This window comes from Pseudonocardia xinjiangensis, from assembly GCF_012911925.1.
Taxonomy (GTDB): domain Bacteria; phylum Actinomycetota; class Actinomycetes; order Mycobacteriales; family Pseudonocardiaceae; genus Pseudonocardia; species Pseudonocardia xinjiangensis.
Window position 1 is genome coordinate 1 of sequence record NZ_JAAXKY010000026.1, and the last position, 14,357, is coordinate 14,357.

At 72.3% G+C, this 14,357-nt stretch carries 11 protein-coding genes; 7 read left to right on the forward strand and 4 right to left on the reverse strand.

What is annotated here, in order from left to right:
* The 3 genes from HF577_RS10690 to HF577_RS10700 form a co-directional block, all read right to left on the reverse strand.
* Window positions 1-3,289: NAD-glutamate dehydrogenase domain-containing protein (locus tag HF577_RS10690; RefSeq protein ID WP_169395627.1), on the reverse strand; the 3,289-nt coding region annotated here is incomplete at its 3' end.
* A 156-nt stretch (window positions 3,290-3,445) separates the two neighbouring features.
* Window positions 3,446-3,910: a thioredoxin gene (trxA, locus tag HF577_RS10695; RefSeq protein ID WP_312859063.1), complete on the reverse strand. Its 465-nt coding sequence runs from the start codon at window positions 3,908-3,910 to the stop codon at window positions 3,446-3,448.
* A gap of 365 nt (window positions 3,911-4,275) precedes the next feature.
* Complete coding sequence (locus HF577_RS10700; RefSeq protein WP_169395629.1) at window positions 4,276-5,064, reverse strand: class I SAM-dependent methyltransferase; 789 nt, start codon at window positions 5,062-5,064, stop codon at window positions 4,276-4,278.
* Between the two features lie 517 nt (window positions 5,065-5,581).
* Here HF577_RS10700 and HF577_RS10705 point away from each other — a divergent pair.
* The 4 genes from HF577_RS10705 to HF577_RS10720 all read left to right on the forward strand — a co-directional run bounded on the left by HF577_RS10705 (window position 5,582) and on the right by HF577_RS10720 (window position 10,428).
* Entirely contained in the window at window positions 5,582-6,598 is a 1,017-nt protein-coding gene (locus HF577_RS10705) for a P-loop NTPase family protein (protein ID WP_169395630.1), read from the forward strand.
* Window positions 6,595-7,689 carry a hypothetical protein gene (locus tag HF577_RS10710; protein WP_169395631.1) on the forward strand — a complete coding sequence of 365 codons (1,095 nt, stop codon included), beginning with the start codon at window positions 6,595-6,597 and terminating at the stop codon, window positions 7,687-7,689. The genes HF577_RS10705 and HF577_RS10710 overlap by 4 nt, the downstream gene beginning before the upstream one ends.
* The gene (locus HF577_RS10715; RefSeq protein ID WP_169395632.1) at window positions 7,686-9,494 is read left to right on the forward strand and encodes an ABC transporter ATP-binding protein; all 1,809 of its coding nucleotides are present in this window, start codon (window positions 7,686-7,688) and stop codon (window positions 9,492-9,494) included. The genes HF577_RS10710 and HF577_RS10715 overlap by 4 nt, the downstream gene beginning before the upstream one ends.
* A gap of 64 nt (window positions 9,495-9,558) precedes the next feature.
* Complete coding sequence (locus tag HF577_RS10720) at window positions 9,559-10,428, forward strand: class I SAM-dependent methyltransferase (protein ID WP_312859064.1); 870 nt, start codon at window positions 9,559-9,561, stop codon at window positions 10,426-10,428.
* Between the two features lie 39 nt (window positions 10,429-10,467).
* Here HF577_RS10720 and HF577_RS10725 read toward each other — a convergent pair whose 3' ends face one another.
* Window positions 10,468-11,268, reverse strand: a complete 801-nt coding sequence (locus HF577_RS10725; RefSeq protein ID WP_169395634.1) for an SDR family NAD(P)-dependent oxidoreductase — start codon at window positions 11,266-11,268, stop codon at window positions 10,468-10,470.
* A gap of 196 nt (window positions 11,269-11,464) precedes the next feature.
* On the opposite strand from HF577_RS10725, the gene HF577_RS10730 reads away from it, so the two are divergent.
* The 3 genes from HF577_RS10730 (at window position 11,465) to HF577_RS10740 (ending at window position 14,232) form a co-directional block, all read left to right on the forward strand.
* A complete protein-coding gene (locus tag HF577_RS10730) occupies window positions 11,465-12,349 on the forward strand; it encodes a LysR family transcriptional regulator (RefSeq protein WP_169395669.1) in 885 nt (294 codons plus the stop codon).
* A gap of 262 nt (window positions 12,350-12,611) precedes the next feature.
* A complete protein-coding gene (locus HF577_RS10735) occupies window positions 12,612-13,679 on the forward strand; it encodes a TerC family protein (RefSeq protein ID WP_169395635.1) in 1,068 nt (355 codons plus the stop codon).
* Between the two features lie 145 nt (window positions 13,680-13,824).
* Window positions 13,825-14,232: a hypothetical protein gene (locus HF577_RS10740; protein ID WP_169395636.1), complete on the forward strand. Its 408-nt coding sequence runs from the start codon at window positions 13,825-13,827 to the stop codon at window positions 14,230-14,232.
* The last annotated feature ends 125 nt before the right edge of the window (window positions 14,233-14,357 follow it).

Genomic DNA, 14,357 nt, shown 5'->3' on the forward strand with positions numbered 1-14,357 from the left:
CGCCCTCCCCCACCACCTTCACCCGCAGCTCCCCGCCGTTCACGCGCACCGCGTCGTTCGCCTTGTCGCCGACGTCGGCGTGCGACTCCCCCACGGCCTTCACGTACGTGCCGATGCCGCCGTTCCACAACAGGTCCGCCGGCGCCCGCAGCACCGCCCGGATCAGCTCGGGCGGGCTGAGCCGCTCGACGGCATCGGCGATCCCCAGCGCGGCCCGCATCTCCGGGCCGACCGGCACCGCTTTGGCCGTCCGCGGCCACACCCCGCCTCCCGCGCTGATGGCTGCCCGGTCGTAGTCGTCCCACGACGATCGGGGCAATCCGAACAACCGCTCCCGCTCCCGGTGGCTGCGTGCCGGGTCCGGATCCGGATCGACGAACACGTGCCGGTGGTCGAAGGCGGCGAGCAGCCGGATGTGGCGTGACAGCAGCATCCCGTTGCCGAACACGTCACCGGACATGTCCCCCACGCCCACCACGCTGAACGGCTCCCGCTGGGTGTCCACCGCCAGCTCGCGGAAGTGCCGTCTCACGCTCTCCCAGGCGCCCCGGGCCGTGATGCCCATCGCCTTGTGGTCGTAGCCGACCGAACCGCCCGAGGCGAACGCGTCGCCGAGCCAGAAGCCGTAGGAGGCAGCCACCTCGTTCGCCAGGTCCGAGAAGCGTGCCGTGCCCTTGTCCGCAGCCACCACCAGGTAGCTGTCGTCACCGTCGTGACGCACCACGCCCTGCGGGGGCACCGCCGCCTCCCGACCGTCGACCATCGCCCGGTCGTCGGTCACGTCCAGCAACCCGCAGACGAAGGTCCGGTAGCAGGCCGCCACCTCGTCGGGGCCGGCGTCCGAGCGGCGCACCACGAAGCCGCCCTTCGCCCCCACCGGGACGATCACCGCGTTCTTCACGGCCTGGGCCTTCACCAGGCCGAGGATCTCGGTCCGGTAGTCCTGCGGCCGGTCCGACCACCGCAGGCCGCCCCGCGCGACCGGGCCGAACCGCAGATGCACGCCCTCCACGCGCGGTGAGTACACGAAGATCTCGAACATCGGCCGGGGTACCGGCATGTCCGGCACGGCACCCGGGTCCAGCTTGAACGACAGGAACGGGCGCTCCCGGTAGTAGTTGGTGCGCAGCGTCGCGGTGATCACGCTGAGGTAGGCCCGCAGGATCCGGTCCGCGTCCAGCCCGGGCACCTCGTCGATCAGGGCGGATGCCTGCGCGAGTGCCGTGCGGTACGCCCGGTCGCGCCGGGCCGGGCCCGGTGCCGGGTCGAACCGGGCCCGGAAGAGGCACACGAGCGCCGCCGTCACCGCCGGGTGGGCGATCAGGGTGTCGACGACGTACTGCAGCCCGAACGGGCCGCCGAGCTGGGCGGTGTAGCGGGCGTAGGCGCGCAGCAGCGCCGCCTCCTGCCACGGCAGTCCGGCGCGCAGCACCAGAGCGTTGAACCCGTCGACCTCGGCGTCGCCCCGCCACGCGGCGAGAAAGGCGGCGCAGAACAACCGTTGCGTCTCCTCGGGGTCCCGCCCGGCCACCGCCTCCCGGGTCGCGCCGTCGAGCCGCAGCCCGAAGTCGTAGATCCAGCACCGGCTGCCGTCGGGTCGGGTGAACTCGTGGGGCCGCTCGTCGAGCACCTCCACACCGAGGCTCTGCAGCACCGGGAGCACGGCGGACAACGTGACACCCGCGCCGAGCAGGAAGAGTCGGAACCGCATCTCGCCCGCGTCCGGGCCCGCGTCGATCGTCAGCTGCAGCTGCGGATCCGCACCCAGGTCGCGCACGACCCTGAGGTCGCCGAGCGCCCGAACCGGGTCCACGTCGTCCTTGTAGCCCTCCGGGACCCCGGCCACGTAGTCCGCGATCTCGGCGTCGTCCGCCCCGGCGACGTCGAGCACCCACTCGTCCCACGTCATGATCGCGGCGGCGAGCTGACCCTGCAGCCGGGCCTGGTCGGGCGGCGCGGCCGCCAGGTCGCAGTGCACGGTGAAATGGACGAGCGCCAGGTTCGATCGGCCGACCCGGGCCGTGTGCTCCACCCGCCACCCGTGCAGCTCGTGCATCAGCACCTTCTGCATGGCCAGCTGGGTCCGCGTGGAGTAGCGGTCCCGCGGCAGGTAGACCAGGCAGGAGAAGTACCGGCGGTAGGGTTCGCGGGCCAGGAACAGCCGCAGCCTGCGGGGCTGGGTGAGCGCAGGCACTCCGACGGCGATGTCCCGCAGGAGCTGCTCACCGGCCCAGAACAGCTCCTCGCGCGGGTACTCCGAGATCACCTCGAGCATCCGCTGCCCCGCGTAGGACTCCGGTGGCGCCCCCGCCGCACGGATCGCGGCCCGGACGCTACGCTCGATTCCCGGGATGTCCAGCACGCTCTCGTGCAGCGCGGCCGCCGTCAGCGCCCCGAGGAACCGGTGCTCCACCACCCGGCCGGCGCCGTCGACGAGCCGCAGGGCCAGCAACGACGGATGCTCCGGGCGGTACACCCGGCTCGGCGCGCTCGCCCGCGTGAGCACCAGCACCTGCCGGGCGGCGGGCCCGCCCGTGTCGAGCGCCTCGGGGAAGACGCGGGCGGCGACATCGCTCCTGCGCAGCAGCCCGAGCCCGGACGCGGGCACGGGCTGCGGCCCGGCCCGGCCGTCCGCGGTTGCGTCGCTCTCGTGACGGAGGTAGCCGAGGAGCGCGAACCGGCCGTCGGCCAGCCACCGCAACAGCCGGGCCGCGTCCTGCACCTCGGCGCGGGGCGACGCCGGGGAGAGGTCGGGCAGACCGGCGGCCACCGACCGCGCCGTCTCGACGAGCCGGGACCGGTCCAGTGCCACGGCACGCACGTCACGCAGCACCAACCGCAGCTCCGCCGCCAGCTCGTCGTCAGCGGGGAACGGCTCCAGCTCGATGCGTATCCACGTCTCGGCCGTGGTGCCCGGCGGCAGCCGGTCCGCCAGCGCGGCGGTCAGCACCTCGGTGAGCTCACCGCGTGCCGTGCGCCGCACCACCACGGTCGGATGGATCACCCGGCGGACCTTGGCCTCCACCCTGTCGAGGCCCGCGAGCAGGGACTCCACGACGAAGGGCATCTCGTCGGTGATGACGTCGACGATCGCTCCCGCGTCCGGGGATCCGGCGGTGCCGACCACGACCAGCGGGTCGTCCGGGGTCCGCCGGGCCGCCAGGTGGCGATGTCCACGCACGACGGCGAGGAGCTCGGGATCGATGTCCACGCCGATCGCGGCCGGACCGTCGGGCGCGAGGTGTCGCGCGTAGAGCCGGTGGAGATCGGCGTCGCGGGTCTGCCCCATGGCCTTCCCCCGAACCGGGTCCGACGGCAGAGCCTGGCACCTTAGTACCGGAACGGCGGCTGCAGTACCGGAACGACGGCTGCGGATCGCTCGACGGCGCGGGGAGATGACCGCCGACCGCGGCCGGCCCGGCGCTCCCACCAGGCCGGAAGGAGCTCAGTCGCGGTCGTCCGGGGTGCCTGGCGCCCCGATCGCGTTGTCGAGCCACGTGCGCAGCGCCGCGAGCGGTGCCGCACCGGCCTGGCGTGCGATCACCTGGCCGTCACGCACCACCATCAGGGTGGGCACCGCCTGCACCTCGAACCGCTGCGACAACCGCGGAGCGGCATCGACGTCGACCTTGACCAGCTTGACGTGGCCGGCTCGTTCCGTGGCGAGCTGTTCCAGCGCGGGGCTGACCATCCGGCACGGCCCGCACCAGGTGGCCCACAGGTCCACCAGCACCGGCAGCGTCGCGCGTTCGACGACCTCCGCGAAGTCGTCGTCGCCCGCCGAGGTGATCCAGGGCAGGGGACGGTGGCAGTTGCCGCAGCGGACGGACCCCCCGGCGGCTGAGGGCACCCGGTTGGCCTTCCCGCAGTGCGGGCATCTGATCGTCCCGCCCGGTGCGGCGGCGCTCACCGCGCCGCTCCCGCCCACTCGGCCTGCCGCTCCATCAGCACGTGCCGACCATCCCATGCCCGGAACCGCCCTGAACAGCGGTGGCCCCCATCCGTCGGGGGAGAACGGCTGCGCCGGGCACCGGCGGAGCCCACCCGGCGGCCGGGTGCTCCGTCGCGAGTGCATCCGGAAGCCGGGTCGTGAGATGAGCCATGCGAGCTCCTTCGGGGATGCCACGAGGAACCGTCTGCGTACCGTCCACGCGGCCCTGTGACAAATCGGCCCGCGTCGGCCGGCCGCTATTGCCCGACCGCATCGACGGACGTATGTCGGAGCGGAGTGGACAGTACGTCGACAGCTCGTCGACGGAATGCGACCGGGCCGCGCTACACGGGCGCGGCAACCACGAGGCGATAGCCGAGATCAAGCTCGGGGAGGTCGAGCAGGTCGGCGTGGCGCGTGTGCCACGCTCCACTGTCGAGATCCTCCCGCAGCCGTTGCAGCGCTGGTTCGACAACGTCCGCGGAGAGCAGAGCCAGCCCTGACATCGCCTGCCGAACAGCCGCATCGAGGTAGGCATACGGGCGCCGCCAGTAGGCGCCGAGGACTCCGTCGGTGCAGTCGGCAGGAATCGGCACCGGGACGACTTCGACCCGCCGACGACGACGGCGAAACTCGGCCACGACGGTTTCAACGCAGGCCAGTCCCGCCTCATTCCGCGCGATCTCGGGCAGGTAGTCGGTGATCAGCCAGAAGGAGGAGGCCAGCCACCCGGGGTCCCACGTCAGCACGACCTGGCGGCGCGAGACCCGGACCATCTCGGCGATGCCGGCGCCCGGGTCGGGCCAGTGGTGGACGGTGAGCACGGCCATCGCCGCGTCGGCGGACCGGTCGGACAGCGGCAGGGACTCGGCCGAGGCCCGGACGGCGGGGGCGGCGCCCACCTGGCGCTGCGCCAGCATCGTCCAGGACGGCTCGACGGCGAGCACGGTGGCGCCGGGGGGCTCGTACGAGCCGGCCCCGGCACCGATGTTGACGACCGTGCGGGCATCGCCGAGCGCCTGGGCGACCGCGCGCGCGATCCGCGGATCAGGACGCCGGTGCGCGGCGTACCCGCGGCCGAGATGCTCGTACGGGTCGGCCACGTTTATTCCGACGTGTGACCGGACGTTCATCCATTCATTCATGGTTACTGTTTGCCCACCCCTCGCTCGGCCGTCCGAACTGCGCGCCGCAGCACTGCGCCCGGCGTGATGAAGTGTCGCCACATTGCCTCGACAATATACGGACTTTGCCTGCGCCTGACCGAGCGTCAGGTAGATTCGAGTGGGCCGTCTTCGGACGGGAACTCAGCGTTCTATGACCAGGGGCGGCGCGGTCTTCGAGCCGGTTCCACGGAATGAGCCGTGGCAGCATGCCAGCCCTGAGATCACGAACCGCCCACAGGAGAAGCAGTGTTGATTTCCACCGATCCCAACCCTGCCGAGGTGGATTACGCCGGCCGCCCACCCGGCCCGGCCGACGGACGGCACACAACGCCGCCGCGGTCGCTGGTGACCACTCGTCGACCATGTATCCGCATTCGCTCGTGAGGTCACCGGGGTCCTCCCGGGCCAGGTTCACCGCCACCACGGACAGGAAGGAAAGCAAGGTGCCCGAGATCTCGCGGAGCACCTCTGCGAGGGGGAAGTAATGCAACAGTTCTCGGACGCCAAATGGAGCTTCGTCACCCGCGGCGTCGTCGATCGGGAAGCGACCAGGTTGGGGAGCCTGACTCGTGAGCCCCGGCTGGGCGACCTCGTGGCGGCCCGCGTGGTCAGCCTGAACGCGCACGACAGCCTGGAGAACGCCCACGGCCGACGGGTCCGTCTCTACCCGGGGGATGTCGTGGTGGGAGCGTACGGCAACCGGTACGCCACCGACTACTACGAGGGCTACCTGCCGACCGGTACCGCGGCGCACCTGCTCACCGCCGGTGGAGTCATCGGGCAGGTCGCCTCCGCACACGCCCACCGGAACGAGCCCACGGAGCTCGAGGTGCTCGGCTTCCTGACCGGGCCGACCGGCGCGCCGCTGTCGCTGGACGACTTCGCGGTCCCGCTGCCGGCGCCCGCGGCACCGGAGCTGGGCACGTTCGTCGTCGTGGGTTCCTCGATGAACGCGGGCAAGACCACCACGGCGTCCGCGTTGGTGCAGGGCTGGGCGCGAGCCGGACTGCGGGTGGGAGCAGGCAAGGTCACCGGTTCCGGCAGCGGCAAGGACCGCTGGATGTACGAGGACGCCGGAGCTGCGGCGATGGTGGACTTCCTCGACTTCGGGATGCCGTCCACCTTCGGCTACCCCCAGGAGCGGCTGACCGCCACGATGGTCGGCATCCGTGACGAGCTGGTGCGCCGGGGCGCGTCCGTCGTCGTGCTGGAGATCGCGGACGGGCTGCTGCAGTCCGAGACGCGCGCACTGACGGCCTGCCTGCCCGGTTTCGCCGACGCAGGCGTCCTGGCCGTGGCCGACGCGCTCAGCGCCGTCGCCGGTGTCGAGATCATGCATGCGCTCGGCGTCCCGGTCCGCACGATCAGCGGCCTGGTGACCGCCAGCCCGCTGGCGTCGCGGGAAGCCGTGGAGGCGACCGGGATTCCCGTGCTGTCCCCTTCCGAGCTCGTCACCGGCGGGGCGCTGGATCTGCTGAGCGCCGTGGCGGTGCCGGCGTGATGCGCGCCGCCGTCCACCTTCCGGACGGAGGCAGGGGGCCGGGCCGCCACACGGTGGTCGACCTGGACGTGCTGGAGCTCCGGGCGGCGGAGCTGGTCCTGCCCGAGGCCACGATCCGCGACGAGCGCGGCGGCGACCTGTTCGGCGACGGGTCACTCGTGTTCGACCACGCCCAGGGTGGTGGCCCGCTGGTCAGCCCGGAGCTGGACCGGCAGGCGAGGGCGTTCGGCGTGGTCAACGCGGCCTACCACACGCAGCGGGCGCTCCGGTTCGTCGCTGCCGTGCTCGGCCGTCCGCTCCCGCACCTGGTGGTGCGGATCGGCATGCACGACCAGCCGCGGCGGTGGGGTGGCGGCCACTACCGGCTGCCCGGGCAGGGTGCGCAGTCCGACCCCGAGGCGGTGAGCCCCGCGGGGGAGGTCCATCTCGGTGGTGGCGCCGGTTTCGTCAGCACGCACCACACGCAGCGGTACTTCCACGCGCCGGCGCACAACCCGGCCATCGTGAGCCACGAGGTCGGCCACCACCTCTGCCGGCACACCGCGGACTTCCGGCTCAACCGGCTCCGCCCACCCCAGCAGCAGACGAACAAGAAGACGGCGCTGGACGAGGGCACCGCCGACGTCTTCACCGCCGTCCTGCTCGGCACCCCCGACATCTACGGCTGGCACCGCCAGGCCGTTCCGGAGGGCGAGCAGCGGCGCCGCAAGCTCGACCGGCGCTGGACGATGGCGCATTTCCAGGGCGGGCGCGACCGCGACCCGCACACCGACGGCACCGTGTGGGCGTCGGCGTGCTGGACCGCCCGGCAGCGGGTGACGGAGGCGGGCTTCGATCCGGGCCGCTTCGACTCCCTGCTGCTGCGAGGCCTCGAACTGGCCGGGCGCGACGGCGGGAAGGGCCTCGCCGAGGAGGCGTTGCGGGAGCGGCGCCACTTCTCCCGGCTGGTGGCCGCCATGGTGCAGGTCGACCAGCACCTCGGCCCCGTGGTGCTGGGGGCCATGGCGGAGCACGGGATCCACCTCGGCATCAGCAACTCCGACCTGAGCCGAGCCGCCCGAGCCGGACAGGACCGGCTGGTGGACGCATGATCCAGGAAGCAGCCGACGGCGGCCTGCTCCGACAGCTCTGGCAGTTCCGCTCGTACGGCCGTCCGCACCTGCGCACGCTCTCCTTCGGGGTCGGGCTGCGCATGTGCGAGCTGGTCGCCGACCTGGCCCAGCCCTGGCCGCTGGCGCTGGTCGTCAACGGCCTGTTCCCCGGCGCCGGGTCGCACGGACCACCGGCACTGCTCGCCTCGTGGGTGGGCGGGTCGACGCGGAGCCTGCTGCTCGCTGCGGCCGTGGCGGTGCTGGTCATCACGCTGGCCTCGGGGGCCTTCGACTACCTCGGCGACCGCGTGATGAACGGCGCGGGCGAGAAGATGACCGCCGCCATCCGCAGGGACGCCTTCGCGAACTTGCAACGGCTGCCGATGGCCTTCCACGACCGGCACGCCGTCGGGGAGCTGACCAGCCGCGTCTCCACCGACACCGACCGGATCGAGACCAGCCTCACCGCTGTGTTCTCCACGCTGTTCCCCGGCCTGCTCTCCATCGTCGGGTTCGCGGTCGTGCTGCTGTCGGTCGACTGGCGCCTGGGGCTGATCGCCGTGGGGTGCGCCCCGCTGGTGTTCCTCAGCTCGGCGCGGTACTCCCGCCTCATCCGGCTGTCCGCCCGCCGGCAACGGGCCGCCGAGGGCCGGCTCGCGGGCTTCGTCGCCGAGTCGCTGCAGGGCATCCGCACCATCCACGCCTTCGGCAGCCACGACCTGCACGACGCCCGCTTCGCCGAGGACAATGACAACACCCTGAGCGCGGGGCTGCGCGCCGTCGAGCTGAGGGCCCGGTTCACGCCGCTCCTGGAGGGCATCACCGCCGTCGGCACGGGTGTGCTGCTGTGGGTCGGCGGCATCGGAGTACTCGACGGGTGGTGGAGCGTCGGCCTGCTCGTCGTCGTCACGAGCTACCTGCGCGACATGATCAAACCCGTGCGCGGGCTGTCCAAGCTCTCGATCACCTTCACCCAGGGCGCGGCCTCGGCGGAACGCGTCGCCGACATCCTGGCCCGCACGCCACCGCCGAACGGCCGTGCGCGGCGGCTGCCCACGCGGGCGGCCGGGCGGATCGACCTCCAGGACGTCGTCCTCGACTACGGCCGCGGCCCGGTCCTGCACCATCTGGACCTCACCATCCGCCCCGGTGAGCGGGTGGCCCTCCTCGGCCCGAACGGGGCGGGCAAGTCCACCGTGCTCGCCCTCATCGCCGGGCTCTACCAGCCGACCCACGGTTATCTGTACCTCGACGGCCACCGCATGACCCACCTGCCGGAGTCGTGGCGCCACCGGCAGGTGGCCGTGGTGCTCCAGGACACGTTCCTGTTCTCCGGCACCCTCGCGGAGAACATCCGCTACGCCCGCCCCGACGCCACGCCGGAGGAGGTCGCCAGGGCGGCGCAGACCGCACTGGTCTCGGACTTCGCCGACGATCTCCCCGACGGGCTCGACACCCGGCTCGGGGACGGCGGCGTCGGGCTCTCGGGTGGCCAGCGCCAACGCGTGGGCATCGCTCGGGCCCTGCTCCTCGACGCCCCCGTCGTGCTGCTCGACGAACCCACCGCGGGCTTCGACTCCCAGGCCGAGCGGGTCGTGGTCCAGGCGCTGACCCGCCTCGTCACCGGGCGCACAGTGGTCATGACCACCCACCGGCCCGCCCTCATCCGGCTGGCCACGCGGACCGTCGACCTGCACGACGGCGTCCTCCAGGACCTCGGCGGGGGCGCTGCCCCTGACGACCACGGCGAGGCCGAAGCGGTCCGGTCCTCCGGTGGGCCGGCCGGGAGGAGCGCCGCGTCGTGAGCACGCCGGGGCCGCCGGCCGATATCGGTGGGCTCCGGCGACGGCGATGCCCGAGACTGCGGGTGTGGGACATGAATCCGTGGGCGCCATCGCCGTGCATACCGACCCGTCCAACGTCGAGCAGTTCCGCGCCTGGGACGGCGACAGGGGATCGCACTGGGCCACCCACGCCGAGCGCTACGACGAGGGCGTCGCGGGCTACCAGGACCGGTTCCTCGCCGCGGCGGCGATCGGCACGTCCGAGACGGTGCTCGACATCGGGTGCGGCACCGGCCGGACGACGCGCGACGCCGCGCGACGCGCCTGCGCCGGGTCGGCACTCGGAGTGGACCTCTCGTCCCGGATGATCGCGCTCGCGCGCGGGCTGGTCGAGCGGGAGCGGGTGGGGAACGCGACGTTCCGGCAGGCCGACGTGCAGGTCCAGCCGTTTCCTGAACAGCACTTCGACGTCGCGGTCAGCCGCCACGGGTCGATGTTCTTCGGCGACGCCCCGGCCGCTTTCGCCAACATCGCGCGGTCGCTGCGCCCCGGCGGGCGCCTCGTGCTCCTGACCTGGCAACCGGCGCGGGACAACGAATGGATCAGCAGGTTCGGCGCGATCCTGGCCGCCGGCCGTGAGCCGCCCGCCGCAGCGCCGGACGCACCGGGCCCGTTCTCGCTGAGCGATCCCGAGCGGGTGCGCCGGGTACTGACCGCGGGCGGCTTCACGGACGTGCATCTGCAGAGCCTCACCGGGCCGATGTACTTCGGCCCCGACCCCGAGGACGCCTGCCGGTTCGTCGCCGGGCAGCAGGCCGGGATGCTCCGCGATCTCGACGCCGACACCCGGGCCCGCGCCCTCGACGCCCTGCTGGCCGACATGGCCGAGCACCGGACCGAGCGAGGTGTGCTGTACGGGTCGGCGACGTGGCTGATCCAGGCCCGGCGCGGCTGAGCGGTCGCGGTCCGGGCGGCGGTGCCGTCCCCGGGAGCCTCAGGCCGGGCGCTCCGCCACGGTGGGACCGGACCCCAGCTTCACGCCGGTGAGCTCGGCGCACGCGGCGAGCAGCCCCTCCTGCACCGTCTCGTCCCGGGCTGCGGGGTGGGTCGCCTTCCGGCGCAGGTGGTAGAAGTACCGGCCGCTCACCCTGGCTTCCGGATCGGCGCTCGCGGCGAGCCACGCCTGGGTGACCGGAGCCTGCACCAGGTCGTCCGGGGCGCCGGGGCCGCCCATTTTGGTCGGCACCCAGCCCGGTTCGACGGCGTTGGACAGCACGCCGGGCCAGCGACGGGCCATCGCGAAGGCGAGCACCGCGTCGAACAGCTTCGAGTCGGTGTAGGCCTGTGAGCCGTCCCACCGGCGCCGGGTCCACTGCAGGTCGTCCAGGGCGGGATCGCCTCCGGTCGCCATCCCCGAGCTCAGGTACACCAGTCGCCGGGGCGGGGTGACCAGTGCGGTGAGCAGGTAGGGGGCCAGGACGTTGACGGCGAAGACGTGGGCCAGCCCGTCCACCGTCTCGATGCGCCGAGGTTCGCGGTAGCCCACCGCGGCGTTGTGGATCACGGCGTCGAACGGACCCGACGCGTTCGCGTCGGCCGCGAGCGCGGTGGTCTGCTCGATGCTCGACAGGTCGGCGACGAGCACGCCGCCTGCTCCCGGCGCCGCGGCAGCGGTGTCCGCAGCGCGGGCGGCGTTGCGGGCGTGCAGGACGACATCGTGGCCTGCGGCGATGAGCAGGCGCGCCGCCTGGAGGCCCAGCCCGTCGGACGAGCCGGTGATCAGGATGCGAGACACAGCGTTCTCCTCGAAGCTCGGACGTGCGGTGCGTCGCGTGGCCGCCCGGGTCGCGATCCCCCGGGAGCACGCGGCCGGCGAGCGCGATCGACGTGGTCGTCGAACCTCAGGTTGTGACGGGAGACGCCATCACGTCCAAGACCTCTTCCCGCGTCGGCAATACCCTGGGGGTATCCCGGGGAGAGGGGTGAACATCATGGACGTGGACCTGCGCAAGCTCCGGTACTTCGTCGCGGTCGCCGAGCACCTGCATTTCGGGCGCGCCGCCGCTCATCTCCACATCGCCCAGCCCGTGCTGTCCCGCCAGATCCGGGCGTTGGAGGTGGAGCTGAAGTCCCAGCTGTTCGACCGCACCAAGCGCTCCACCGAGCTGACGCGGGCGGGCGAGCAGCTACTCGCCGACGCCCGGCCGCTGCTCGCGAGCGCCGCGGCACTGCAGCACAGGGTGCGGCAAGCCGGGCGAGGGTCCGAGACCTTCACGGTGGGCTTCATGCCCGGGCTCATCGTCACGCCGGCCGTGCGGGTCCTCGCGGCGCGGCACCCCGGCCTCACCGTCGACGTGTTCCGTACGAGCTGGACCGACCAGACCGAGGTCGTCCTCGACGGGCGGGTCGATGTGAGCTATGTGCGCCTGCCGGTCGACCAGCAGGGGCTGGGGATCCGGCCGTTGCTCGCCGAGCCGCGCGTCGCCGTGCTCCCGCTCGACCACCCGCTGGCCGCCAAGGACGGGATCAGCATCTCCGACCTCGCCGCCGAGCACCTGCTGCAGCCTCCCGACGCGGTGCCCGAATGGCGTGACATCGCCGTGGAGCTGCGCAGCGGCCGGCCGGTGGAGGCACCGTCGGTCACGTACACGGTGGAGGAGAAGCTCGAGCACGTCGCGGCCGGGCGCGGGCTGTCGGTCCTCCCGCTGTCGACTGCCACCTTCTACACCCGCCCCGACATCACCTCGGTGCCGATCGACGACATCGGGCCGAACCAGGTCTGCCTGGCCTGGGACAAGACCCGCGAGAGCCCGCTCATCCACGAGTACGTCGAGATCGCCACGGCGCTGCTGGAGGGGAAGGGCTGCGGCGACTGACGAGCCGCTCCGCGAGCAGCGGAGACGGACACTTCGGACGATCTTCGCGTGTCCCCCGTCACTCGCAATCGGTCCTGAGCCCGTAACATGGTTCGATAGCACCGCACCGCAGGGGAGTATCCCGTCAGCGGTGGCGTCGTCAGCACGGAACCGATCGCCTGTCGGTCCCCGGCGCCATCGATCAGCCTGTATACGCTCCTCGGGCTGGTGGGAGAGACCTCGGGCCGCTTCGTGTTGCCCGAGACATCCGGAGGTTCCACCTGTGAACGTGCCCACCTGGCTGTGGTTCGCCACCATCGGCGGCCTGTTGGCGATCATCATCGCCGACCTCTTCCTGGTCGACCACAAACCGCACACCGTCACGATCCGGGAGGCCACCCGCTGGGTGCTCTTCTACGTGGCGCTCGCGGTGGTATTCGGCGTCGGGATCTGGTTCTTCGCGGGAGGCGGCTACGCCGGCGAGTTCTTCGCCGGGTACATCACCGAGTACTCGCTGTCGGTGGACAACCTCTTCGTGTTCGTCGTGATCATGGCCGCGTTCAGCGTGCCGTCGGAGCACCAGCACCGCGTGCTGCTCGTGGGCATCGTGATCGCGCTGGTGATGCGCGGCATCTTCATCGCCATCGGGGCCGCCGCGATCGCGGCGTTCAGCTGGGTGTTCTACCTGTTCGCGGTCATCCTCGTGGTCACGGCCGTCAACCTCGCTCGGCAGGGCACCGAGCACGAGGGCGGCGAGCCAGCACCGGTGCGGCTGCTGCGCAAGTACCTGCCGGTCAGCGACGACTTCCACGGCACCAAGCTGTTCACCCGGATCAACGGCAAGCGCCTGGTCACGCCGATGCTCATGGTGATGCTGGCGATCGGCTTCACCGACCTGCTGTTCGCGCTCGACTCGATCCCCGCCATCTTCGGCCTCACGCAGGAGCCTTACCTCGTCTTCACCGCCAACGCGTTCGCGCTGATGGGTCTACGACAGCTGTTCTTCCTGCTCGGCGGGCTCCTCAGCCGGCTGGTCTACCTGTCCTACGGGCTGTCGGTGATCCTCGCCTTCATCGGTGTGAAGCTGGTGCTCGAGGCACTCCACGAGAACAACCTGCCGTTCATCAACGGCGGCGAGCCGGTGCCCGTCCCCACGGTCGGCATCGAGCTCTCGCTCAGCGTGATCATCGGCGTGCTGGTCATCACCACCATCGCGAGCCTGATCAAGGCCCGGCGCGACCCCTCGGTCATCCACGCGCCGGGCGCCCCGGCCACGGACTCGCCGGACCAGCCGGTTCCCGACGCCAAGGAGCAGGCAGCCGAGCTGGACCGCAACAACGCCGGCAACTAGCCGCTCCACCGCTTTCCGGAACTGCAGCAAAGCCACGTTCATGCCACCTCGTTGCATGAACGTGGCTTTGCTGCAACCGGGGCCCGGGCCCCTGCACCGGTCCCCCGATCGGGAGCGCAGGCGCCTTGCTACCGTCGCCGCCACTGTGAGCACCGCCGACGTGAGACCCAGCCGCCGAGGGCCCGCGCTCTCGGCCCGGTGGACCGTCCGCCTCGTGCTCGCACTCCTGCTGCTCGTCCAGGGCGGTATCGGCGCGGCGCTGTCCTCGTCCGACCCCGGCCCCGCCCCGGCGGCGCCGACCGCCGCGTGCCAGCACGGCGCACCGGCCCACGACGTGCTCTGCGGGCCCGCACACGGTGTCGTCGGCGCGGCGCAGCGCCTGGCACCCCGCGACCGCGGCGTGCTCGCCGTGGGTGCCGCGGTGGCCGTGCTGCTCGTCGGCCTCCTCGTCGCCCCGTCGTCCCGGCGCGGTCCGGACGGTCCCCCGTGGGCGCGCCGACGCGCACCGGTCGGCCGTCACCTGTTGCAGTCGCTGGGCATCGTCCGCGTCTGATCAGCCGTCGGAGTAGCGCTGCGTCGCCGCTGCGACCACGCCGCCACTCCCCCGGAGCCGTCGACCGGCTCCTCCCGACGCGTGCCGGACGGATGCCGGCCCACGTCCTCGACTCCCTTCGAACC